Source organism: Methanothermobacter sp. THM-1 (genome assembly GCF_009914355.1).
Lineage (GTDB): Archaea > Methanobacteriota > Methanobacteria > Methanobacteriales > Methanothermobacteraceae > Methanothermobacter > Methanothermobacter wolfei.
Genome location: NZ_CP044013.1, coordinates 795,544 through 819,843, shown reverse-complemented (window position 1 = coordinate 819,843; position 24,300 = coordinate 795,544). Strand labels below are relative to the sequence as shown.

Annotated in this window: 12 protein-coding genes; 7 read left to right on the top strand and 5 right to left on the bottom strand. The window is 42.9% G+C overall.

The genetic code is table 11. The annotated features are described in order from the left end of the window. Positions 1-16 precede the first annotated feature (16 nt). Positions 17-4,474, bottom strand: a complete 4,458-nt coding sequence (locus FZP57_RS04255) for a cobaltochelatase subunit CobN (protein WP_191216547.1) — start codon at positions 4,472-4,474, stop codon at positions 17-19. Positions 4,475-4,678: 204 nt separating this feature from the next. Here FZP57_RS04255 and FZP57_RS04250 point away from each other — a divergent pair, with 204 nt between their 5' ends. Next, on the top strand, positions 4,679-7,693 hold the full coding sequence (locus FZP57_RS04250; protein ID WP_191216546.1) for an ATP-dependent DNA helicase: 3,015 nt from the start codon (positions 4,679-4,681) through the stop codon (positions 7,691-7,693). Positions 7,694-7,745: 52 nt separating this feature from the next. Here FZP57_RS04250 and FZP57_RS04245 read toward each other — a convergent pair whose 3' ends face one another. Beyond that, complete coding sequence (locus FZP57_RS04245; RefSeq protein WP_191216545.1) at positions 7,746-8,528, bottom strand: potassium channel family protein; 783 nt, start codon at positions 8,526-8,528, stop codon at positions 7,746-7,748. Between the two features lie 213 nt (positions 8,529-8,741). Between FZP57_RS04245 and FZP57_RS04240 the strand changes: the two genes are divergently transcribed. Together FZP57_RS04240 and FZP57_RS04235 are read left to right on the top strand one after the other, a co-directional pair. Continuing rightward, complete coding sequence (locus tag FZP57_RS04240; RefSeq protein WP_191216544.1) at positions 8,742-9,767, top strand: H(2)-dependent methylenetetrahydromethanopterin dehydrogenase-related protein; 1,026 nt, start codon at positions 8,742-8,744, stop codon at positions 9,765-9,767. A gap of 12 nt (positions 9,768-9,779) precedes the next feature. Continuing rightward, positions 9,780-10,127, top strand: a complete 348-nt coding sequence (locus tag FZP57_RS04235; RefSeq protein WP_191216543.1) for a roadblock/LC7 domain-containing protein — start codon at positions 9,780-9,782, stop codon at positions 10,125-10,127. 420 nt (positions 10,128-10,547) lie between these two features. Here FZP57_RS04235 and FZP57_RS04230 read toward each other — a convergent pair whose 3' ends face one another. Genes FZP57_RS04230 through FZP57_RS04220 form a run of 3 tightly spaced genes read right to left on the bottom strand, consistent with a single transcriptional unit; the run spans position 10,548 to position 14,345 of the window. After that, a complete protein-coding gene (locus FZP57_RS04230; RefSeq protein WP_191216542.1) occupies positions 10,548-12,254 on the bottom strand; it encodes a DUF2357 domain-containing protein in 1,707 nt (568 codons plus the stop codon). A 5-nt stretch (positions 12,255-12,259) separates the two neighbouring features. Continuing rightward, entirely contained in the window at positions 12,260-13,549 is a 1,290-nt protein-coding gene (locus tag FZP57_RS04225) for an McrB family protein (protein ID WP_238337997.1), read from the bottom strand. Beyond that, positions 13,530-14,345, bottom strand: coding sequence for an MrcB family domain-containing protein (locus FZP57_RS04220; RefSeq protein ID WP_191216541.1), 816 nt, complete (start codon positions 14,343-14,345; stop codon positions 13,530-13,532). The genes FZP57_RS04225 and FZP57_RS04220 overlap by 20 nt, the downstream gene beginning before the upstream one ends. Positions 14,346-14,460: 115 nt before the next feature. Between FZP57_RS04220 and FZP57_RS04215 the strand changes: the two genes are divergently transcribed. From FZP57_RS04215 to pglZ, 4 genes are all read left to right on the top strand, one after another. After that, positions 14,461-15,819, top strand: a complete 1,359-nt coding sequence (locus FZP57_RS04215) for a hypothetical protein (protein WP_191216540.1) — start codon at positions 14,461-14,463, stop codon at positions 15,817-15,819. A 513-nt stretch (positions 15,820-16,332) separates the two neighbouring features. Beyond that, positions 16,333-18,588, top strand: a complete 2,256-nt coding sequence (locus tag FZP57_RS04210; RefSeq protein ID WP_191216539.1) for a DUF4007 family protein — start codon at positions 16,333-16,335, stop codon at positions 18,586-18,588. Next, on the top strand, positions 18,588-21,944 hold the full coding sequence (locus FZP57_RS04205; protein ID WP_191216538.1) for a hypothetical protein: 3,357 nt from the start codon (positions 18,588-18,590) through the stop codon (positions 21,942-21,944). Before FZP57_RS04210 ends, FZP57_RS04205 begins: the two co-directional genes overlap by 1 nt. Then, on the top strand, positions 21,941-24,289 hold the full coding sequence (pglZ, locus tag FZP57_RS04200; protein WP_191216537.1) for a BREX-4 system phosphatase PglZ: 2,349 nt from the start codon (positions 21,941-21,943) through the stop codon (positions 24,287-24,289). The genes FZP57_RS04205 and pglZ overlap by 4 nt, the downstream gene beginning before the upstream one ends. Positions 24,290-24,300 lie beyond the last annotated feature (11 nt).

Below are 24,300 nucleotides of genomic sequence, written 5' to 3'. Positions count from 1 at the left end.
TAAAAAATAAGAGGGGTTATCTGGCCCTGAAGTATCCGATTCCAACAAGCGCAACGAGGCATATTACCCCGAGGATGGCGTACACCGGGACCTGGCTTTCTGATGATCCGCTTTCAGTGGCTGCTGAAACCTCATAGGCCTTTCCTTCTTCTCCAGAAGTTCCCTCCTGAGGTTCAGCCCCGGGACCGGAATTCCCTGAAGCACTGGAAGCAGTGACCTGACTTCTTCCTTCACCTGATGATCCACGGGATGGTCTTCCTGCTGTACCCGTACTCTGACCCTCACCGTAATTCCCTGGCTGGTTTGACCCGCCGGAACCTGGAACATCGATGCTCATGCCGGTTGCAGCCGCCATGGCTGCTGCGAACTTCTGGAGTGATGCCCTGTCAAGTGAGGATAATTTCACAAGCCACTGGTTGAAGACCATGTTTGCGCAGGTGTGGTGGCAGCAGACAACACCGTACTGGTTTGCGAGCTGGATGTAGCGATCCGCAAGCCCTGAAAGTATCCTTTCATCGGCGTTCCAGAAGTTCCTCCTTGAGGCCTCAAGGAGCCATGCTATCATTGACTGTGTTGCAACACCCTCATAGTCCTTTGTAGCCCTGAACCTGTCTGATAGGAGGTTCTCTGCCATGAGGTTCCAGAGTTCATCACTGACGGCGCCGGTTGTCACGGCAACACCGAAGACGTTCCTGTACCTCTGGGCGTATTCAAGCCATCCGCTGGGTGAGTTCAGGAGTGAGTCCATGTACCTGGGGTTCAGGAGCTGTGACCTTATCTCCAGTTCAATCTCCTCTGCAACGGTGCGTATGCTGATGCTGTTTTTGTTCCTCATATCAACCAGGGCCGTGTCAGGGTTTCCTCCAAGGTGTCGTGATGCAAGGACCATTCCACCGAACCAGTCATAGTAGTCATCTGTGTCCATCAGCCTCCATGTACTGTCAAGGTTCTGTGTCACCAGGTTAACGTTCTTGAGGAGGTACTGGAATACTCCACGGTTCTGCTGGATATCAACGCCGCCCGGCCCGGACCTCCATGCATAGGATACCCTTGAGAGGTAGACGTCTGCAAGTTCACCGGTGGCATTCCACCTTGATGTTGCTGGTGTAAGGTCAGAGACACCCGTACCCTCAAGTACAAGGCCCATCAGTCCAAAGACCCTGTCAAGGGATCCGCACTCATCGTAGTGTTTCCTGATGTAATTCATGGTGTCATTGGCCTCTGCAACCATTTTAACCGCCTTATTCATGAGGTCTATCCATAACTGGTTCCCTGTAACGGCAGTTACAAAGACGTCTATGCGTGGCCTTGGAATTTCAACGCCATTGATGTTTATCTTAAGTTGGGATGCGTCCATAAGGACCGGTTCTGGTTTAACATCACCGTTGGGGTTCCATTCAGGTTTAACTCCAAGGAGGTAGAGGAACTCTGCTATGGCTATTCCATCGGTCCTCAGGAGCTCGGTACCCCACATCACCATACCCACGAGTTCAGGGAAGCTGCCGTGTTTGAGGTAGTAGTCTGCGAGCATACTGTCCACCACCTTCACGGCGGTCTCCCAGGCGGCCCTTGTCGGCATCTTCTTAGGGTTTGCGGCGTAGAAGTTCACTCCCGTTGGCAGTACGTCGTTCCATGAGGGGTCCCCTGCAAGGCCCGGCTTTATGAAGCCGCCTGAAAGTGCCTTCAGGATGTTCTCCCACTCCATGTTTGCCCTTATCTTCTGTACAGTGTCGTTGATGAATTCAAGGTCTGTCAAGTTTATGCCTGCAGGGACTGTCCCGTTTATGATTGAAACGATCCAGTTACGTGCAGTGGACTTTATACTGTCAATTTCGGTCTCATAGATGTATGTTTTTCTGATCATCTCACTGTATGCTGGAAGGTCAGGGTAGAGGGTCCTTCTGATGTTTTCAAGTAGCTCTGTCCTTGATGATGCGATGGTCAGGACCTCCTCAACCAGTTCCTCCCCTGTGAGCACCCTGCCAAGGCTGTGGAGTCCCAGGGGTATGATGTCGTGTTCGATTTCATGGAGCTTGAGGTGGAGCCTTTCAAGGGCCTCGGTGAAGTTCCCTGACATGTTCATGCCCATGGAGGCTGCCCTGGCCCTTATCTGGGACTCGAGGCTCGGGAGTATCTGGTAGTTCCCCACCTTTATGGCGTTTTCATACTGGTGTATGAGGTCGTGGATCTCGATGAGTTCACCGTAGAGTCCGCTCTGGACCATGGCAGGTGTCATATGGTCTATGATGAGGGCCCAGCTGCGGTCCTTTGCAACCATACCTTCACCAGGGTTTGATACGATGTAGGGGTAGATGTTTGGTAGGTCTGTTAGCTGGAAGGACCAGTCATCCTCCATGAGTCCTATCATGCGACCGGGAAGCCATTCAAGGGTTCCATGTGTTCCAAGGTGGATCATTGCATCTGCCCCGAAGACGTCCTGGATCCAGCGGTAGAATGCTATGTACTGGTGGTGGGGCGGCAGGTAGGGGTCATGGTAGTCGGTGACCTCATCCCAGCCACGTGCCGGCTGCACCGTCAGGAGGATGTTTCCGAGGACCATGCCGGGTATGACCAGTGAACCGTTCACCGTCATTATACTCCCTGGAGGGGAACCCCACCTGGATATAACCTCTGATCTGAGGTTCTCTGGGAGCCCGTTGAACCATTCAAGGTACTTTTCAGGGTCTATTAGCTGTCGGTTTGATTCAAGGGCGGCCCTGTTCTCTGAGACGTATTTCTCAAGGAGAGGCTGGGCCCATGTGCCCTTATTCCCGAACTCCGATACCAGGGTGTAGAGTTCCTCAGCATCGGGGATCCTGTCTCCAACACTGTAACCTGTCTCGTTGAGCTTCACCAGCAGGTCGTGGAGGCTCCTGAAGACATCGAGGTAGGATGCTGTGAAACCATCCTTACCTGGCGGGTAACTGTAGAGTATGAGGGCTATCTTCTTCTCTGTGTTGCTGAGTTCCGAGAGCTTCGCCCAGCCATCTGCCAGTTTCACTATCTTCCTGACCCCTGAAACCAGGGGCACCTCGCTTCCTGAGTCGTCTGTGCAGGATACAACCACGGGTGCGAAGACACCCTCAAATCCTGGAATCGTAACCTGCCAGGTCCACTCGTACTGTGCACCCAGGGGGTTTGTCAGGCTTGAGCTGCTGTCGAGCTGGACTCCCTTGATGACCGGCACGTTTATCCGTTCAAATTCCTCAAGGGCACCGCCACTGGGGAGGTTGGGATAGTTAAGGGACCATGAGTATAGGGATATCACGGCGCTGATCTTCCTCTCCATCGGGCCCTTACCTTCAACTCCGAGTACAAGTTCCTCAAGGAGTCTGCTTACTGGTGGATTTGTGGCTCCCTGGTAGAGGTTGAAGGCTGCCCTGCCCTGAGACTCGGCCTCCCTTATTATGGCGTCAACCGTGGCTGATGGTCCGTAGCTTACGACCACAATGAAGGGGCCTGTCAGGTTCTTGGCTGCACCGTACCATTCCTCGAACTGCCTGTAGATGTCTGCCCTCATGTTCTCTGCCCATGCGCTGAAGTTCTGGTCTATCCACCGTAGACTGTCGTAGGGTGGTATCAGGCCGGGATTGGTCTCTATCCACTCCTTTATCCTGGCCCTTGAAGCCGAGACGCTCATAATACCGGCGTCGGGGTGGTAGAGGCCCCAGTCAGGTGCTGCCATCACGGGTCCCTCGTCGTTCTCCACTGGGTTGTATGTGGTCTCACCCAGGAGGTAGTATATGTACCTGATCATGTTTTCAAGGTTCTCCCTGGCTGCTGGGCCAGAGGCGAGGGCGTAGTAGCTTGCGATGTATGTGTTCTCTATGGTGTTGGGGGTGTCATTGTCGGGTGTTCCGCCGAGGAGGTGGAGTCCGGTTCCACCCCAGGGGTCGCTGTCGGTGTCGGTGGGATACCCGAAGGCGGCTGCTATCATGTTCCTCTGGTTTGCGGGGCTTCTGAGGAGGTAGGGGTACCATGAGTCTCCCCATCCGGTCCCTGGCATTGCCATGTCAAGGTATGCGAAGTTCACGTGCTCCATTATCCAGTCATCTGCTGCAGATGCAGGGTTCCACATGTCATGGTAGATTATACGCCTGTTACCCATTGATCTCAGTACCTGTCCCTTCTCGGGGACCGAGCTTATGATGGCTATATCAGGCATGAAGGTGTGGTTGATGATGCATGATCCGTTCAGGGTGTAGGTGGCTGTCCTGTAGGTGTGGTAGCTTATCCTGAGCTCAACAGGGGACTCTGAAGTGAATGTGAGGTGGTATGAACCGTCATCCAGTGTCAGTGTCTGGTTCAGCAATGTCCCGTTTCCGAGTACCTGTACCGTGGCGTTCTTCACGGGTATGGCGTTCTCCAGTGTCGTGTAGGTTCCTGATGATTCGTTGTATATCTCCTTAACGTGACCTGAGACTTCTGCTGCGCTTGCTGTTGCTGTCAGTGAAGCCAGAAGTATCACTGTCACGAGAGGTAAAAGTCTCCTAATAATTTCACCTCCTTTTAATTTAATTCAGGTTTATTTTAACAAGAAGTAATATTTAAGTTTTTCTTTAATTATATTAAAATTAATTTTAATTATTAGGTGGTTGCACCCAAAAGACCTCGTTATCAATCAAAAAACTATAAAAGTAAACAGTAAACATAGATTCAGAACATTGAGGTGTACTCCATGCAGGCCGGCAGGATTGAACTGACAGATGAACAGAAAAAGGCTGTTGAACACTTCAAGGGGCCGATGCTTGTTGTGGCGGGACCCGGAGCCGGGAAGACGAGGGTTATAGTTGAAAGGGTTGTTAAACTGATTGATGAGAGGGGTGTTCCATCAGATTCAATCGTTGTTATAACCTTCAGCAATAAAGCTGCAGATGAACTCAAGGAAAGGATAATAAAACGGATAGGACCCCGCGGCGAAACAATGCAGATATCAACCATACACTCCTTCTGTAACCGCATCCTCAGAAACCATGCGGATAGACATTCTCTGGGTTCGCGTTTTGACATTCTTGAGGAAGAGGCACAGCTAATGTTCATATTTGAAAAACGTGAAGAGCTGGGACTTGGAATCGTGAACGAGCTTGCATTCAAAGATATACAGGAATTCTTCAATGAATCTCAGGAAAACATGGTGTGCCCTGATGAACTCATGGATTACTATAAAAAATTTGGTGGCTCAAAGAAAGAGAAAAGAGCTGCCATGGCCTACAAGAAATACCTTGAACTTACAGAGGAAATGAGACTCCTTGACTTCTCAGGCCTGCAGTGGAGAGTTATAAAGCTTCTAAGGGACAACCCTGACGTTCTTGAGGATCTGAGGTCCCATTACAGATTCATCATGGTTGATGAGTACCAGGACACCAGTCCTGTGCAGGAGAAGTTCATAGAACTTCTTGCAGGTGAAGAAAAAAACATCTTTGCAGTGGGTGATGAGGATCAGAGCATATATGGATTCAGGGGGTCAACACCCCAAAACTTCCTTAACTTTCAGAAGAAGTACAGTGCAGAAACTGTTATCCTCAATAAGAACTTCAGATCTGTTCCAGGTATAGTCCGGGTGACTCAGAAATTTATTGATGAACACAGGATGTACCCTAAAAAGATAGAGCCCGTAAGGGACTCAGGTAACAGGGTATTCATCCTCGATAACCACACCCATGCTGATGAACCCTCCAATGTCGTTGGAATAATAAAGGACCTTGAAAGATACGGTATAATTCCACATTACGGATACGTCACACTGCTCTTTAGAAGCGTCAAAAAGGATGTGACTGAAATAATCAATGAACTCAAAAAAGAGGGAATCCCCTTTAATCTATGGGGCGATTCAGGATTCTTTGATAGGGAAGAAATAATCTACATCCTTTATATTTTCCATTACCTGAGGGATGAAGATAAAAGAATACTCACAAAGACCCGTGGAACGGGACTTGAATATCTTGAAGGAGAGGTGCTTGAAATCAGTGAGGAAACAATAAAAAGAATTATGGAGATAGGCGAAAATGAGGTCAGGAAGTACAGGCACCATAATGAGTTCCTTAAGGCTGGCTTTAGTAACAGAGAAGATATCAAGAAACTGGTATCTCTTAACAGGCTCATGGACACTGAGATGAGTCTCCTTGAGAAGTATTATGAAATCCTTGAAATATCAGGATATCCTGAAAAGCTGATTTCCAGGTATGACGACTTCTCAAAGGAGAAACTCTACAACATAGCAAGATTCACTTCAATCATCAGGGATTACACCACAGTATCAAACGATGCAGACATAGATGGCTTCCTTAAATTCTTGAGGATGGCCAAACTGAAAAAGACCTATGATCAGATAATTCTTGAAAACCCATACTCAGTCAACATAATGACCATGCACAGATCAAAGGGACTTGAATTTCCTGTGGTCATAGTCTGCTCCGTTTTCAACGGCAAAGTACCATTAAATTTCAAGTCATATAAAGATGTAGAGCTCCCCGACTCCTTGAAGAAATATAAAGTTGATTCCAATCTTCTGGAGGAGAGAAGGCTGTTTTATGTTTCAATGACGAGAGCACAGGATCTCCTTATAATATCCGCCACAGAGAACCACAGGCAGAGGATCGGCTACTCCCCATTTATAGAGGAGTTAAAGGGAAAATCTGGACTCATGCCAGTGGATGCTAATGAGGCCCCTCTTATAATAAAAAACCGATGCGAAGTCAGGGACACGGAGATTCCAGACACGATAAAGATAAGCTTCTCTGAGGTCAAAAAATACCTCAAATGCCCCTTCCTTTACATGATGGAATATGAGTTTGGTTTTGAAGTGCCCCCAACACTGAATCAGCTCTTTGGTCTGGCAGTCCATGATTGCCTTAGAAGAATAAATATCCGCATGATGAAGAACATGGAGATAACCGATGACTACATTAAAAGGTTAACATCCGAGTGTTTCAGGAGGGTTGAAATAAGTCAGGAAAGTCTAAAGACTATTGGTAAACTCCTCAGGAGATACGCTGAAAATATAAGGTCCAGGGCCGGGAGGATTGTGTCCGCTGAGAAACCATTCAGCATACTTAAGGATGGAGTTCTCATAAGGGGAAGGACAGATCTTATAATTGAAAATGATAGAGGGGAAATGGAAATAGTGGACTTCAAGGTCACGACCGTTGATTCACTGGATATTGAGGAACTTAAACTCCAGCTAGGAATTTACAGGCATTCACTTGGATATAAATTTGCCGCACACTGGATTTACACGTTTCTGGATTCCTCATGGGTACTGGTTGATCCTGCAGAAAATATTGATGATATTCTTTTAAAGGTTACATCTGGTATAAGAATGGAGGATTTTGCACCGAAAGAAAGTGATCTATGTAGATGGTGCATATTCTCAAGTTTATGCGGTATCTGGAAGGCGGAACATGGTTCTCCAGTTGCTGATGTCTCTTCTGCTGGTGATAATAATGAGCATGTATCTGAAGATCTTCATGGATCTGGAGATAATATCAAGAGGATCTACGGTGATTACAGTACCTTGAATAAACAGTTGAAGCATTACATTGAGCAAGACCTTCAAAAGATCGAGGAAACTGAAACACCGATCTCCGGAAAAAGATACATTTATCCAGATAAAAATACTCCAATATATTCAGATAAGAATTCTCCAAAAACAGAACGAAGACATGGGAAGATAGAATTAGTAAATGGCTCATGAATAACTTACCACAGGACAAATATGAATAGGTGAATCCAACTTTTAAAGTTTTTCAATCCTTTTTCATGATGTCAACAAGGTCCCTGGTTAATTTTTCAATCCTTTCAAGACGACCCTCAAGTTCATCAATCCTCTTCTCGAGTAAACGAAAAGCCTCCTTCCTCTCTGACATCATCCGCTCCTGCTCCTCACCTATCTTCTCCATGAGGGTTGAGGTTGCGGAGGCTGTGACAAGACTTGTGGTTGCAATGGCACTCAACATTAGAAGGATGCCCGCAAGCCTCCCAGGGAAGGTTACAGGAATTATGTCACCGTAACCCACGGTTGTGAGGGTCTGGAGGACGTACCATAGGGAATCCTCATAGGTTGACACCGAAGGATTAACAGGGCTCTCCGCAAGGTAAAATATAACCGTGAAGAGGAAGAGGGATCCCATAAAGAACCCCAGCCCATAACTGAGACGACTCCTCCTCAGAAATTCACCAAGGGACCCTGCAAGCTGCACCAGGGCAATTGAAAGACCTATAACCTTGATGAAGTTCAGTAAACGAAGTAAAGGCGAATACTGAGCCATGCCAAGGATTGAAAACCCTATAAAGTAGAATGGAACAGCCACAACCAGAATATTCAGTGAACGACTGGTGAAATTTCGCCTCAGAAGATAGGCGGCTGCAAGGATCAGGGAGGTTAAAAGATCAAGGGCGATGATGTTACTGAATGTACCCGGCTTCACAGGAAGGAATACGGTTACTGTGAGAGCGAATGCATCGACACCAATCAGTATAAGGAGGAGGGCCTCTGATAACAGTCTGATTTTTTCTCGAAGGTCATCCATAAACCGAGCCACCGTGTCATTTTAATGATATTTTTCTGTTCATAGGATTATTTATAACTTTCATGACACATACCCTTAAAATTTTCAGCATATCCCTTAGAACGGTTCAATGATCTATAAAACCATTCCCAGGGCTCCTTTGAAGATAAAACTTTAATAGGATGAGTTACAATAATGAAATTTTCCAGTTATAAACCCATTTGAGTGATAACAATGAAGGTAACGGTTTATGGAGCAGGTAATCAGAAGCTATACATTGAAAACCTGAACCTCCCTGAAAAATACGGTGGGGAGGCACCATACGGTGGAAGCCGGATGGCAATTGAATTTGCAGAGGCAGGACATGAGGTCACACTTGCAGAGCCAGCTAGGGGAATCCTTGATGATGACCACTGGAAGCTGGTTGAGGAGGCGGGTGTAACCGTAACTGATGATGATGCAGAGGCCGCCGGTGAGGCGGAGGTGGCAGTTCTATTCACACCCTTCGGTAAGAAGACATTTGAGATTGCAAAGAACATACTCCCGGAGCTCCCTGAAAACGCGGTGATAGCAAACACCTGCACCGTATCACCCGTGGTACTATACTACGTCCTTGAGAAGGAGCTCAGGATGGAGCGAAGGGACATCGGGATAGCATCCATGCACCCTGCAGCCGTACCAGGCACACCACAGCACGAACACTACGTCATAGGAGGACACGCAACAAGTGACCTTGACATTGCAACGGATGAACAGATAGCAAGATGCGTTGAACTTGCAGAGAGCTCAGGTAAGAAGGCATACGTGGTCCCTGCAGACGTATCAAGTGCGGTTGCAGATATGGGGTCCCTGGTGACCGCAGTAGCCCTGTCAGGTGTCCTGGACTACTACTACGTCGGTACAAAGATCATAGGGGCGCCTGAGGAGATGGTTGAGAAGCAGATACTCATGACACTTCAGACAATGGCATCCCTGGTTGAAACTTCAGGCGTCAGGGGCATGGCATGGGCAATGAACCCCGAGCTCCTTGTAAAGAGCGCAAAATCAATGCACCTCCTTGATGAGCAGGAGGAACTCGACGCAGCCCTCAGGAAACTCTCAGACCTCAATGAGGATGTTATGAAGTGGATAGATGGTGCTGATGTTAATCACACCGACCTGGTGGCTGCCCAGGCACTCACAGCTGAACTTAAAACCGTTATGGGTGAAAGGGCGGCTGAGGGAACAATAAGAAGATGCATGAGGAAGATGTTTGAATAGGTGGTGTTAGGGTTGATAGAGAGGATACTCAAGGACCTTGGAAGAATAAACGGTGTTAACGGATCCCTGGTCGTTGGTAAGGACGGTCTCATAATTGAAAGTGAAGTGCCAGGTGACATCGACGCGGAACTCGTGGCTGCAATGGCATCAGCGGTCTTCGGTACAGCCGAAAGGTCCGCAGAGGAGATCAGACACGACCCCCTGGAGCAGGTCATGATAGAGGGTAAAAGGGGTAAGACCCTCATGATAGACGCCGGTGAGGGGATCCTTGTTGTTATAACAGAGGTCGATGTGAACCTCGGTATGATAAGGATAGAGATGAAAAGAAGTGCCGAGAGGGTTGGTGACCTTTTAGCCTGACTATCTTAAAATAAGATTTAAATTAATTCTAAACTTTAAATATTTTCATTTTTTTTCAATTTTTTTGTTATGGTTTTATTTCTTAGCTAGATTTTTGAGTTAGATAGCTGTCTATGGGGAACCATAAAATCTCAAAGTAGGGCGTGGACAGTAGTGGACTTGAATGATAAAAGAACAGCTCACTGAATCCATATTCTTTAAACTTTTCTCTTATGAGTCTTCAAGGTGTTTCTTGTCTTCTATTGTTAATTCTCCATGGTGCACATCATAGTACTCTAGTTCTTCATCAAACCATAGTTATCTGATATAAGGTTACTTGTCTTTGAAGAATAATTCTGGTGAATTAAATTCATCTGATATAGTTATTAACGTCATTCGTCTCCACCATGATACTGATAATCAGAGATTTGATGTGACGGGTTAATTCTTATATTTCATAAGCTCTAAAATAACCGCTTCAAGGAAGTCCCTGAGCTTCCCCTCCTCATCCTCACTTCCACCAGGATTCAGGGGAAACGCACCCACGGATGGAACCTCATGCCCGTCATCCTCCTGGAACACCACCTCCTCCGAGCCAGGGTAGAGTATATAGGCGCCCCTGCTGTGGAGTATGGCGTCCTTATAGGTGTGCATCTTGTAGACATCACCATCCCGGTAGTCCCTTTCAAGCTCCTCCCTCCTGTCCCTGAGGTCAACATCCTCATAGAAGTCCTCCAACTTCACGGTGGAACGGTACTTAGCATCAAGGTGTATGAAGTAGGTGCACTCACCCACATCCACGAGTATCGAGTAGTCCGGTCTGAAGGGAAGGGAATAGGACCTGCAGCCAGTATCCCTGGTGAACCTCCCGTTGTATGATAGCAGAATCCTCACATCATCCATCCTGAAACTTAATATTGAGTTACCCCTCCTTATGCTGACCTTCCAGTCCCTCAGATAGAATATTTCAGAGGGATCCGCCCTGTCCCCTGTTATATCCTCCAGGATCCTGATTATCTTGAAGTAGCACCAGTACTCGTAGAGTTCACTGAGCCTCCTCTCAAAGCCCTCTAGGGCATCCTCGAGTTCATCCCAGGTGAATCTCAGTGAAAGGTCAAGCATGAAGAAGTATCTGAGGATGTCCCTGTATCCCTCCCTCTTCTGGAGTACCTGGGAGTTCAGGGGGAGGCTCCTCAGGGTCCCCACTTCCCTGAGCCAGCCAGCGGAGAGGAGGATGTTCACTTCATCCCTGAAGCCCATGAGTGAATCCTTTAGGTAACCCTCAGGGGCGGTTTCAAGGAGTTCAAGGATGAGATCCTCAAGGTTCTCGAGGAAGTACCTGTAGAAGCGGTTCTCGGGGGTGTCAGGGGTCTCCCTGAGGTTTACGTGGGGGAGGTTAAGGGGTGTTCCACTGGCATCAATGCTGGTCGGGTCCGAGATGACCATGGGAAGTTCATCGGCATCCACTGCGGATGCAAGGGCAGCGGGCACCACATCCACTTCACGTTCAAGGCCAGAGTAGAAGTTATGGTTTATGTATTCAGCCGCGGCAGGAAGGTTCCGGGGCCGGAAGATGTGTTCAAGGAGGAGGAAGTCCTCATAGAGGGTCTTTTTCTTCCTAGCCTCAGGGCTGAAGAACTGGAAGGTGGATGAATCACTCTCAAGGATGATGGATGTTATCTCCTCTGAGAGGTCAGCCAGCATGGCAGGGTACTGTTCATGGTAGTTTATCTTTTTTGACCTCACCTCCACGGGTATCTCCTCTGTGCCATGCCATGTTCTGATACCCAGGAAGGACTTGCCTGCATAGCTTTTGAAGTTCAGTATCCCTGCGGTCTTACCCTCAAGGTCAAAGCGCATCTTCCTGAAAAGGTTTCCTGAAGAGGGGGCGAACTCTGCATCGGGGGCTCCCTCGATGAGTACCTGGTATTCTGTCTCCTCCAGGAGCATGATCTCACTCAGGTTATCATAGTAGGGGCAGTATTCAAGGCTTTCAATGCCCGGTCTATCCACCTCCGGTACGTTTATGAGTCTCACGGTGTAACCGTTCACTTCAACTTCCCTTTCAGGATGTTGGGTTGTTGCCGGGCCCCCGTTGATCCTCAGGGTTCCCTGTCTGAATTTGATGATGATCTCCCGGTCCATCATCCCATCTACCTTATGAATGAGACGTACCTCTGGATTTTGAGGGTTTCTATCATTTCATTGAGTTTTCTCTCCGAGGCGGGGTATTTTCCGCTGCAGTGGTCCCTGAGATCCTCCAGCGTCCCCTTAAGGAGTCTTTCTGGGCCGTGGATCTTGGGGAGGATCTTCTGTTTTATCTGGGCGTCCATGTACCGTTCCCAGCCCCTCCATGGCTTCGGGCGTCCCTTGTAGATCCAGGCTGCATGCATGAATCTGAGCACCTCCTCGGTGACCCTGAATCCGAATTCGAATCCTGGCTCCTGGAGTGCATTGTGGAAGAACTGGAGTTCAGAAACCAGGCTGTCCCATACAAATTCAAGGTCGGATCTTATCTTTTCGATTTGAGGTTCGTGGTGATTGAGGGGGTCTTCGAGGAATTTGAGGTCACCTTCCGGGTTTTCATGTTCCCATCCCCTCAGGTATTCCTCGGGTGCTGTGGTTTCGAATTCGATGGTGTTCGCCCGGTCAAGGACCTTGGGTGAGAACATGTAGGTTGTCTCATCCACGTTCACGGTGCCGACCACAAGGAGGTTTCTTGGAATCTCAACGCTCTCCGGGAAATCACATTCACTGTTATGAAGTGGTACTGGCTCGCCGCTTTCAATGGCTGAGAGGAAATCAGAGAAGTAGCGTTCAACGTGTGAGAGGTTCATCTCATCAAGTATGAGAAGGTAGGGGTTCTCCTGGTCCTCTGATGCATTCATGATGAAGTCCAGGGTCGGTGTGCTCTGATATTCGCCGGTCATGATGTTAAGGTATCCGAAGATATGCCTCTTCTCGGTCCAGTTAGCCCCAACAGGAACGACAAGGTACCTTTTCTCCCCTTCAGAGAGGTAACGGCCATAGAGCTGGGCAAGCCTGGTCTTACCGGTCCCTGAATTACCTGTCAGTATAACAAAGTTCTTAACCTTAAGGGCAAGGAGAAAGTTCTCAACAAGTTCGGGTTTAAAATAAAAACCATGAGAAGTTAAATAGTCGTAGAATGAAGCTTCTAATGATATTCCTTTCCCACAGGGAGGTTTTTCAATGTTTTTGAGAGAATCATAGAGTTTCAGGAATAGTTTCAGGTCTCCTTCAATTTCTTCCTCTGATGGAAGGGCTGATGCGGGATAGTACTTTGCGTATATATTTCCTGCCTCATAGAGGGGTGCAAGACCCCTTTTTCCGAGTGAAATTTCCTCAAGCAGACCTTCCTGATTTATCTGTCCCCTGAATTCCTCTGCCATGGCCCTTAGTGTTTTATTTGCCCTTTTTTCCACCGTATTCCTTATTTATATCGCTGACGCCTTGGTGTAATGATAGGTATACTCCCTCCATATCCTCCCTGAAGAGGTAGACGATGCAGGGGCCATTCCTGGTTGTGTCTGTTATTTGGGGATCCATTACTGCGATCCATGGTATCGTGGCCCAGTTTCCCTGGCCTGCAGATCCCCTGACCAGGTATCTTTCATCTCCAGTAATCCTTTCAAGTTCCCTGGGGATTTTTCTGCGTATTAGCTTCGCCAGGGGGTGGCCTGTGAATGATTCATTCCTTGCATTGGAGTATTCCTGAAGGACCTTCAGTATCATGTCCCGTAGGTTTGAAGAATCTTCTTTCATTCTTTTAACTTCATATACAAAGTCCCTTATCTTTTCAGGGATGCTTTCATCTATTTTACCTATAACCACAACCTCTGATGTCTGATTACCATCGATGACCTCTGTCCACTCACCCCTGTATTTCTCAGTGAACAACTTTTTACTGTAGTTCCCGCCAAGTTTTCCTCGATGCACAAGGTAATAGTTCCCCAGGGGGTCACGTGCAAAGGCACCCCCTATCCTCCTGTTTATACCCTCAGGCGGGGAATTTATTTCACATATTATGGTCCTGTTTTCTCCCTCTTCAGGTTCATCGGTTCCAAAACCGTTCCAGTGGCGACTGCCCTCAATGAACCTGTACATGTACCATATTCTAAGATCGGAGATCCAGTAGACCTTTCCTCGTTCCTCACCTCCCTGAAAGCCGGCACCACCTTCAACTACCTTATCGGCCCTGCTTTTTAAAATACTGCTCATTTTATCCTGAGCCTTCTTTATCTCCTCCCTGCTAGATACTATTGAGAGATTAACATATTTTATAACCAGATTACCACCCCAAAATTTTATTATTAGCCTCATTCAATTATAGTTTATGATAATGCCTCGCGGCGGTATTGACAGATACTCAACCTTCGGTCTGCGGGATGAATGGCTTCCGACAATATTCACCTATGAGGATGAATGGATTGAGAGGAACAGCTTTGGACCTGTCCAGGTTAAAGCCGTTAAGAACTGGCTCCTGGATGGAGGACTCATAGATAAAAATGGGATAACTCCTCTTTTCAGAAGTATACGTGAAATCTATTTCCATGATCCGGAATCTGCCTGGCAGATCATATGGACAGAATTCTATTACGGTTCACCTGCTGTTCGCTTATTCTGCGATGAAACCGATTTTGAAACCGAACTAAGCGGGGATGATCTTGTTGAAATATTCAGTAAAGCATTACCTGGTCTTAAAGGGACCACAATTAAAAACCCGGTCTCAGCAGTCCTGAACATGTTTAAACTTTCACGGCTCGGAGTGCTTGTTTCAGATGAGGGGAATGGTAGGGAAATCAGGAGGATCCACCTTAATTCCATTGAGCCCCATGTCGCTGCATACTCGGTAATCAGATTGATGGAGGAGGAGGGGCTCCGGGAGATAAGGATAGGGGACCTGTATCATAAAAACGCCGGTGGGGGTCCCTTCAAACTTTTTGGCACCGAAGAACCCCGCCTCAGGAACCTGCTCCATGATGCCGGTCTTCTCATCTCCCCTGAAGATGATGTTGTAAGGTCCTCGGATATCAGCTCAAAGAAAATCCTTGATGATTTCACAGATCATCTCTTAAATTATGCCCCTGAAAGGCCGGAGCTCGATGCTGAGGCCAGTGAAGTTAGGAGAAAATTGATTGAATCCATAAAGAATAAACCTGGTGAGCTTTTTGGCGATGAAATAGACACACTCAACGGTTTCCTGGCCGGCTCATCCCTCAGGGACCTAAGAATCCACCACATAACCAGGGAGGATATTTACAATTCAGAGCTTTTCAGACCAGGGGATAACTCCATAGACGTGGCCCTGGTCTATGGGAGAATTGAAGATAGCATCAGTGATGGTGTTCAGAATGTTCTTTACGTCTCCATGGAATGGCAACCTGACGTGGATGAGATGGAACTCCTTGCAGACTGCAGGGCGCAGGGTGAGGTATCCGGTGCCCCTGGGGCTGCCAGGCGCCTATCACTGAAACTTATAGGTGAAATGGTGGAATCCGGTTTCCACTGGTACGTTAACGGCGAATCAGGATACGGTGAGAAACTCTACCACCTCAGTGAAATCATAAATAACAGTCTTTCACTCAGGATCTTCACCAGCGGCCCTGAAACCCTTCCATTCCATATAGGATTTCTTTATGGTAATATTATCCCCGTAATCGAGCATGAGGGATATGAAGATGTTTCTGAATGATGTGTAGAACCCATGTTCATCAACGATCAGTTCCTTTCCCTTAAGATCCTCTTTTCCTGAGATATCTGCCTTCAAACGTCTGATGGACTTTTTCCCGGGTTCCTTGAAGAACAAGTACCTCCCAGGGGGAAGGAATATACCCCGACCTTCATCATCAGTTATAAGAACGGCCCTGCTTCAGTTTTTCAGTGTCACTTTTTATTTAATTAATCCACAGTTATTAGCTCATCATAACCCAATAAATAGTACTGTATTTGCTCTTTTATAGTAATAGAGGCTTTCTAATTTTTATTGTAAATATTTTTCTAAAATTTTATGATAGTAACTGTTATATTAAATTAATAGAATTAATTTAATAAAATGGTAAGAATTTTAAAGTGTGAATAATTTATCCGAACTTATAAGGGGTGCATTTAAATTTATAATTTAAAGTGGAATATTAATGGAAATTTTCCAGTATTAACTGAAGCTTATCATAGTGTTAATGCTCCAAGGCCGGTGTTTTTTGAAGAGATGGATCTCTTAAAATTGTATGAATATCTTGAATACCCTAAATGTGAAGAGCCTTTATTATGGGCTATCGGCCGTACCTATTACTATAATGGTGAGCCCATCTTAAAAGTAAAGGGTGGTGCCTTTTTCGAAACTCCTAAAATTGAGTTGATTAAAGACATTAAGGATGAAAAATTGGAAATAAAGCCTGTTAACATGAAAAACCTGATAAAGGTAAATGAAAAACAGTTATTCATCCTGGAAAATGAGGCGATGGATTTCATTCATGGCCTCTATGATAACTATGAGGATAAATCTGTTTTCACTGTGTCTTATAGTGGTGGTAAAGATTCTCAAGCAGTCTTAGATTTAGTAACACGAGTAATTCCACCTGATAAACTTATAGTTGTATTCTCAGACACCACACTTGAAAGCAAGTTTACATATGAGAATTTAAAGAAAACCAGGAGCCATTATTTAAGTAAATACCCTAACCTGGAATTTAGAACTGCTAGACCAGCTAAAACCGCTATAAAATTGATGGAATATGCTGGTTTACCCAGCAGGTTCAAAAGGTGGTGCACTGACGCTTTGAAAACAGCACCCTTTAATAATCTTCTTCGGAGCATTTCCCGTGAACATGCTAACGTCATCGTTTTTGAAGGGGTTAGGTCTGAGGAAAGCTCTAAGAGATTAAACTACTCTAGGATTGAACATGGAGTTAAACATTCAGCTAGTATTAATGCCAGGCCTATCCTTGAATGGAACATCACTGAAGTCTACCTCTATATATTTTATCGAAAACTGCACTTAAACAGGGCATATAGATGGGGTTTAAACAGGGTAGGGTGCATAATATGTCCCTACGCATCTTCCTGGACCGAATTTGTTAACTCCAAAATCGATAAAGAATCAATAACTCCTTACATTTCATTCATTGAAGACTATGCAAAAGCAAGAGGTGTCCCTCAGAAATCTATAAAAAAATTTATTAATAACGGGGAATGGAAAAAAAGAGCCGGCGGGATGGGATTAGACTTAAAATCAAACATAATATTCTCCGAAAAAGAAGACAAATTAAAAGGAATCCTTGAAAAACCAAGAGAAGATTTCATGGAATGGTCAAAAGTCCTTGGTGAAAGAATCTATAAGGAACACAACGGGGTTATTGAAGGAGAAATAAGAATAGATGAGCACAAGATAAACTTTAAATCCGAAAATTTCAATTCAGGGAAAAGAAAAGTAATCGAATTCTCGAATATAAAAAATTCATCCATTAAATCCAAGATTAGAAAAGTATTATATAAAACAACCTTTTGCGTGAATTGCGGGATCTGTGAATCTGAATGCCCTAATTTCGCACTGAAATCAATAGGCGGTGTCAAAATTAACCCTCATCTTTGTGAAAATTGCCATAAATGCTCATATTTTTCAAAGAATGGCTGTATTGTAGCAGCATCTGTCTATACTTCTGTTGGTGGGAAAATGAAAAAGAAAACTAGTGGGATCGATAAATATTCAACCTTTGGACTGCGTCAGGAATGGTTAAATGAATTTTTTGTTTCTGGTGAAGAATGGTTATCTAATAATACTCTTGGCCCAAAACAAGTCCCTGCAGTTTTAAGATGGCTTATCGACGCAGAAATCCTTGATGGGACTAAAAAAACAATCACAGAACTGGGCCATCAATTATTAAAGATTTATGAAAAGGACAGGTCTTTAGCCTGGCTTATCATCTGGAATAACATGTACTACAACTCAGCCGTGGTTGAATGGTATCTAGATAAAAACCCATGGAAAATTACAACTAATAAACAAGACCTCAAAGAAAGAATCACCCAGGATTACCCAGGATACAGTAAAGGCACACTAAGCAACCCAATAGATGCCATGATTAACATGTTTGACAATTCACCACTCGGCAGAGAACTTGGAATTGGAATTATAGAAAAAAAAGGAAGAGCAGTTAAATCCATCACCAAAGCCGGAGTAAGAAACATAGAACCATATGCAGTAGCCTACTCCCTATACAAACTAGCAGAAAACACCTCAAGAAGAAACTTCACCATCACAGAACTCTTTAACGAAGAAACCAGAGGAGGACCATACAAGATATTCGGATTACCACAAGAAGAACTTGAAAAAACACTAAGAGGATTACAAGAAAGAAAAGAAAGAACCTTAAACGTTGAACTAGCCGCCGACCTAGACAACATACACTTAAGAGACGATCTAACCCCAAAAGACATACTTAAAATATACTTAGGTGCCTTATAATGAAATACAAGGACATAATAACCCTAAACGAAAGATTCCAACCAGCCTACGACCTCGAAAACGAAATAGAAGACCACTGGAAAACATTCATCCCAACAGATAAATTTCGAGAAGTTTTATCCAAAACCCTAGATTCACTCACCACTAACCGAATCGAAGACAAACAATCCATATGGATCCAGGGCACATACGGAACCGGAAAAAGCCACGCAGCCGCAGTCATTAAACACCTCCTCACAGACGAAACCAACATACTTAACGACTTTGACATTAAAAACCCACAACTTGAAGCCAAATTAAAATCTTTCAGAGAAAAAAAGAAAATCTTCCCAATCATAATCAAAGGAACATCAGGAATTAGCGACGCCGGAGAATTCCGACTACAAATACAAAGAGCCGTTAAAAAATCCCTACAAAAAGCAGGACTCGACTTCAGGACAAAAACAGACTTTCAAACCCTCATCGAAGTCCTAAACGAAGGACACCTAAACTTTGAAAGCCTCTTTAAAGGAACTGAAATAGAAAAATTATATGGAGACAAAGAAAAAATAATAAAATTACTTGAAAACGAAGACATAAACATCCAAAGAAAAATCGAAAAAATCCTCTTAAAAAACGCGATTAATATCAACTCAACATCAAGCATCCACGAATGGCTTAAAGAAATCAACAATGAACTCAAGGAAAGAGGCATTGCTGACAGTTTAATCATCTTCTGGGACGAATTCACCGGAATCATGGACTTAGAAAACATCAGTCCAATCATCACAGAAGTCCAAAATATAGCAGAACTATCCGCCAAACACGACATCTACCTCTTCATAATCTCACATAGAACACCATACCACTTAAAAAACAAAGGAAAAGACGAAGACCTTGAAAAAATACTCGGAAGATTCAAACTCATCGAATACTCCATGGAAACCATCACAACATACCACTTAATCGAAAACAGCATAAAAAAGAAAAACCCCCAAAAATGGGAATCCCTCAAAAACAATCACCTACCACAAATAAAAGACATCATAGAAAAAATCTCAGGACATGAAAACAACACCACACAATCACTCGAAAATATCTTCCCAATACACCCATACACAGCCTTCATAGCAACCATAATCGCACGCAACATCGGATCAACAGAAAGAAGCATATTCAAATTCTTATACGATGAAAAAAAAGGATTCAAAAAATTCCTAAACTCTAATATCAAAGAAAAACCATTCCTAACAACCGATTACCTATGGGACTTCTTCTTAACCGATTTTAACAGGATAGAAAACGAAAAAGTCTACTCTGTCATGGAACGCTACAAATTATATAACAACAAACTCAAAAAATCCGGAGAAAACTACACAACCGTCTTCAAAACCATCCTCCTCCTAAACCTAATATACCGTCTCGTTGAATTAAGCGAAACCAGCATCCTAAAACCAACCACCAAGAACATCTCCAACATTCTCAAAGGACACCTCAACGAAAAAAAAGTAGAAGACATCCTAAACCATATAGACAAAAACAAAATAATCAACAAAAACCCTGACGGACTATTCATCATCTCCAGTTCCTCACTACCCCCAGAAGAGATAGAAAAAGAAAAAGAAACCCTTAAAAAAATCTATAACAAAGTCACAAAAATACTAAACTCCGAACAGGAAAAAGAACTAAAAAACAACATAAATGCCCTGCGCGAAATAGAAATCAAAATATTAGATGCACCAAGAAACACATCAAACCTAAAATCAATCCTAGAAAAAAAATTCAAAAAAGACTACGCAGTCCCCATAGCCCTATTCTTAAGCATAAACAACTTCGAAAAAGAAAAAATCAGAAACCAACTATTAGAAACTTCAAAACACATTAAAAACAAACTACTCATCCTAAGCGACAAAGAACTAGGCGAAGACGGATTCAACAGATTCCTAGATTACAAATCAAGAAGCATCATAGCAGGCAACCACAACTACAATGACGAAAAAGAAGAAAACGAAGATCACGCCAAAAAAACAATAGACAAATGGATTAACGAAATACTAAACACTTCAGTCACCTGCTTCTTTAACGGAGAAGAAAAAAAACTCCTATTCCGAAAACTTGGAAAAGAAATAGAAGAATACTTCTCACCCAGAATATTTAACCAGGGACTTGAAAACATCAAAATCAACCAGAACAAAAACGTCTGGAAGCCAGAAAAATCAAAAAAAGCAGCCGAAATATTCCTATTCTCAGAAAACAGATCAGTAATAGAAGAAAAAGCCACAGGCATTGATAAATACCTCCTATCAATACTAAAAGACAACGACGGAAGCTACATTGTAGACACCAACCTCAACTTAAAAAAAGACATAATCAACCACCCACTAAAACAGATGCAAGAAGAAATAAAAAAAACCATCGAAACCCAAACCGACAACAACTTCAACCTAGGAGATGAACTAAAATTCTTATCAAAACCCCCATATGGACTATACAAATCCAAAATAAACATCGCAGCACTCTCCTTTTTAATGCGCCAATATATAGATAACTTCTTCGACTCAGGAACTGGAATCCAATGGACCAAAGAAAGAATGCGAGATAGAATCCTCGAAATATTCAATTACTGGGAAACCAACAAAAACCGCAACAAACTCCACATCAGGAAAGGCTCAGAAGAAGAAACAAGAATAATAGAATGCATCTCAAACATCTTTAACTTTAAAGGCTTAGAAAGCTTAAACGACACCAAATGGGAAATCAAAAAATGGGTTGACAAAGAAGAATTCCCCCTCTGGCTCTTCAAATATACAACCAGGGCCAATGAAAAAACAAGCCAAAAATTCAAAAAAATATTCGAATTCACAAAAATGAACGACAACGAAATAAACCCTGAAAAACTCAAAGAATTACTTAACGAAATAACAGACTACGAAATAGACCTCAAATCCATTATAATACAAGAAACTAAAAACAAACCAGAAACCTGGAAAAAAGCATTCTGCAATTGGGCCGCAACACTCAACATTGAAAAAGAAACCATTTCAGAGAAAAGCAACGAAATATTAACTTACCTTAAAAAGAACATGCAAGAATCTATCAGTCACTGGGATGAAAAAGAAACAGAATCCAAATTTAAAGATTGGATTATAAACCACACACCCAGCACCCCACATGAACCAGTACTAATAAAAAATCCTAAAGAAACCAGGAATCAAATTGATAAAGACATAGAAGGATCCGGTAATGAGGAAACAGAGAAACTGAAAAATAAAATAAAAAAATCAGATCGCGAAAAACTGGAAAAGATCCTGATAAAACTCATAGAAGACAACCCTTACATCACTGAAGAAATAAGAAGGTTGATGGGGAGATTATGATTTCTTCAAATATAAAGGAGTTCAACTCCTTTAATAAACTCTTTTTAGAGATGGAAAACGATCTACAGACTGACAATAGGTATCCTGTTAGATTTATTTTTCTAAACTCATTTGAAGAACTAAAAAAATTTATGGAATATATTGGGGAGATTTCTAAAACAGTTTCTTTAGATGGCATGCTAGATGGAAGTGAATGGCTGTCTTTTGATAACATACTGAAAAATATAAAAGAAGCCATTAAAAAGGATTCAAGGATATGTGTTGTCCCTCTTTCGGAGTTTCTAAGGTTTTCACCTAAAAAGGATTTTTATGCTCTATTAAAGGGCTTATCTGAAATAGAAACTAATGATAAGACCAAGATATATATTCCACTTGTGGGGCTATACAAGAGGTTTTCAAATGAATTCATGGAGGAATTTTATAGGAAAGATGAGTGGGCTCCCATATGGTGTTTAAATGGAACTAGTGATCAACTAACTATTTATCATGCAGATTTTGATTTCGAAGTAGAATTAGAATTAGAGGAATTTGAAATTATTAGAAATACACATGATTGGTTTAATTTATGGAAAAAAACTTATTATAATGATAGATTTTTATCATTTTTACCCGTAATTTCATTTTTTCACGAAGAATGGCTTCCTGATGAAATATTTAATTTGAGGATTATTAAGAATCAGAAGGAATTCCTCAATGATATAATGAATATAAATGTTGAGATACATTTTGATGAAAAAGAGTCTCTATATTGGAATAATCTAATTAAAGAGTTCAATAAAAAGAGTAGAACTGGAATAAAAAGTGTATCTTCCCTCATTAAAGATTACCTGAATGTACAGGATCTTAGAAAATTGAAAGGATCTCATTTTGTCAAATCATTTCTGAATGAAAAGAGCGATTTTTATAAGTGGCTAATTAAATCATATTTTGTGAATTTAAAGGACAAGTCTTATTTAACGCATTGTTTTAAATGTATGAAAACTCTTGAGAATAGTGAATTGATTGAAATCCTCTGGCTTGAAATATTTAACGCAGATAACATTGAAGAATTTTATGAGGAAAGAAAAGAAATATTGAAGGTTATACCGTTAATAGAAGATTTTAAAATCAAAAATCAGCTTGAAAAGCTTGAAGATTTGTCATGGGAAAAAATTGCAAGGTTTATCACGGGAATTCTCGATGTTGAGAAGTCATTTATAATTAAGAAAATAGAAAATCTTGAGGTAGATGATTTAGAAAACATCAGGCCTTACTTGAAAGATTGTTTCACTGACCTATATTACTATACTGACTGGGATAACATAAAATATAATTTAGAAACTGAAAGTTGGATATTAGACTATTTTAAGGAATATAATATCTCTAAAATCAGGTACCAGTTTTCAGAAAATTTGAAAGAAATAATTGAAGAGAAAAATAGGGATGAAGAATCATTTTCTAAATGGTTTTATAAAATTGAAGAGCCTGAGATTATTCCAGAAGAACTTGGGGTGTTTAATTGCTGGATTGATGGTCTGGGTGTTGAATGGCTTCCTTTAATATTTAATTTGATAGCGGAGCATTTTGATGATGAATATGAAATAAATGCATACATTCGGCGTGTTGACCTCCCGAGTACTACTGAGTGTAACAAGTACGAATTCCAAAAATTCAGGGAACTGGATGAATACATCCATAAAGAACATTACAAACACCCCGAGACCCTAATAAACGAACTCAAAATAATAAGAGATATCATAAAAGAAATTTCTAATAAATCCATTTCAGGTTATAATACAATAAACATCTACTCTGACCATGGTTTCAGCTTTTTAACATTGAGAAAATTTAATAATAAAGCCCTTGGTTTTGACGAAGCTAAGCATGATGGACGATATGCCTTTATTGAGGATAATAAAAATTTAAATGATGAATATTATATTACTGTCAGCTCTAAGTGTAAGGATAATTCTAATGTTTTGGTTGCTCTAAAACATGCTTCTCTATCCAAACGACCCTCAAAGGAAACTCATGGAGGAGCAACACCAGAAGAGGTTTTGGTACCCTATATCAGTCTATCAAAACGTGAAGAAAAAATCATATACCGTCTAAAAGAGTCTGAAATTGAAGTTGAAATAAGTGAACCAAAAGTACCATTTGAAATATACCCCACACCAACTGAGACTCCAAAGGTATTGCTGAATGAGAGGGAGTTAAATATTAAAACTATTGGTAAGGGATGCTATGAAATTGATGTGTCTGATTTAAAGGCTGGAGAATATAATGTCAAGATAAACCTTAAAAAACAGTTTTTAGACTTAAAAATTAATTTGAAGGCCGGGTTCAGGGAAACAGATCTCTTTTAAAGGGTGAAAAG

Excerpts from the sequence above, each read along its gene's own strand:
- FZP57_RS04250 (WP_191216546.1), top strand. The coding sequence starts at position 4,679 with ATGCAGGCCGGCAGGATTGAACTGACAGATGAACAGAAAAAGGCTGTT.
- FZP57_RS04245 (WP_191216545.1), bottom strand. The coding sequence starts at position 8,528 with ATGGATGACCTTCGAGAAAAAATCAGACTGTTATCAGAGGCCCTCCTC.
- FZP57_RS04240 (WP_191216544.1), top strand. The coding sequence starts at position 8,742 with ATGAAGGTAACGGTTTATGGAGCAGGTAATCAGAAGCTATACATTGAA.
- FZP57_RS04230 (WP_191216542.1), bottom strand. The coding sequence starts at position 12,254 with ATGATGGACCGGGAGATCATCATCAAATTCAGACAGGGAACCCTGAGG.
- FZP57_RS04220 (WP_191216541.1), bottom strand. The coding sequence starts at position 14,345 with ATGAGCAGTATTTTAAAAAGCAGGGCCGATAAGGTAGTTGAAGGTGGT.
- FZP57_RS04215 (WP_191216540.1), top strand. The coding sequence starts at position 14,461 with ATGATAATGCCTCGCGGCGGTATTGACAGATACTCAACCTTCGGTCTG.
- FZP57_RS04210 (WP_191216539.1), top strand. The coding sequence starts at position 16,333 with ATGGATCTCTTAAAATTGTATGAATATCTTGAATACCCTAAATGTGAA.
- FZP57_RS04205 (WP_191216538.1), top strand. The coding sequence starts at position 18,588 with ATGAAATACAAGGACATAATAACCCTAAACGAAAGATTCCAACCAGCC.
- pglZ (WP_191216537.1), top strand. The coding sequence starts at position 21,941 with ATGATTTCTTCAAATATAAAGGAGTTCAACTCCTTTAATAAACTCTTT.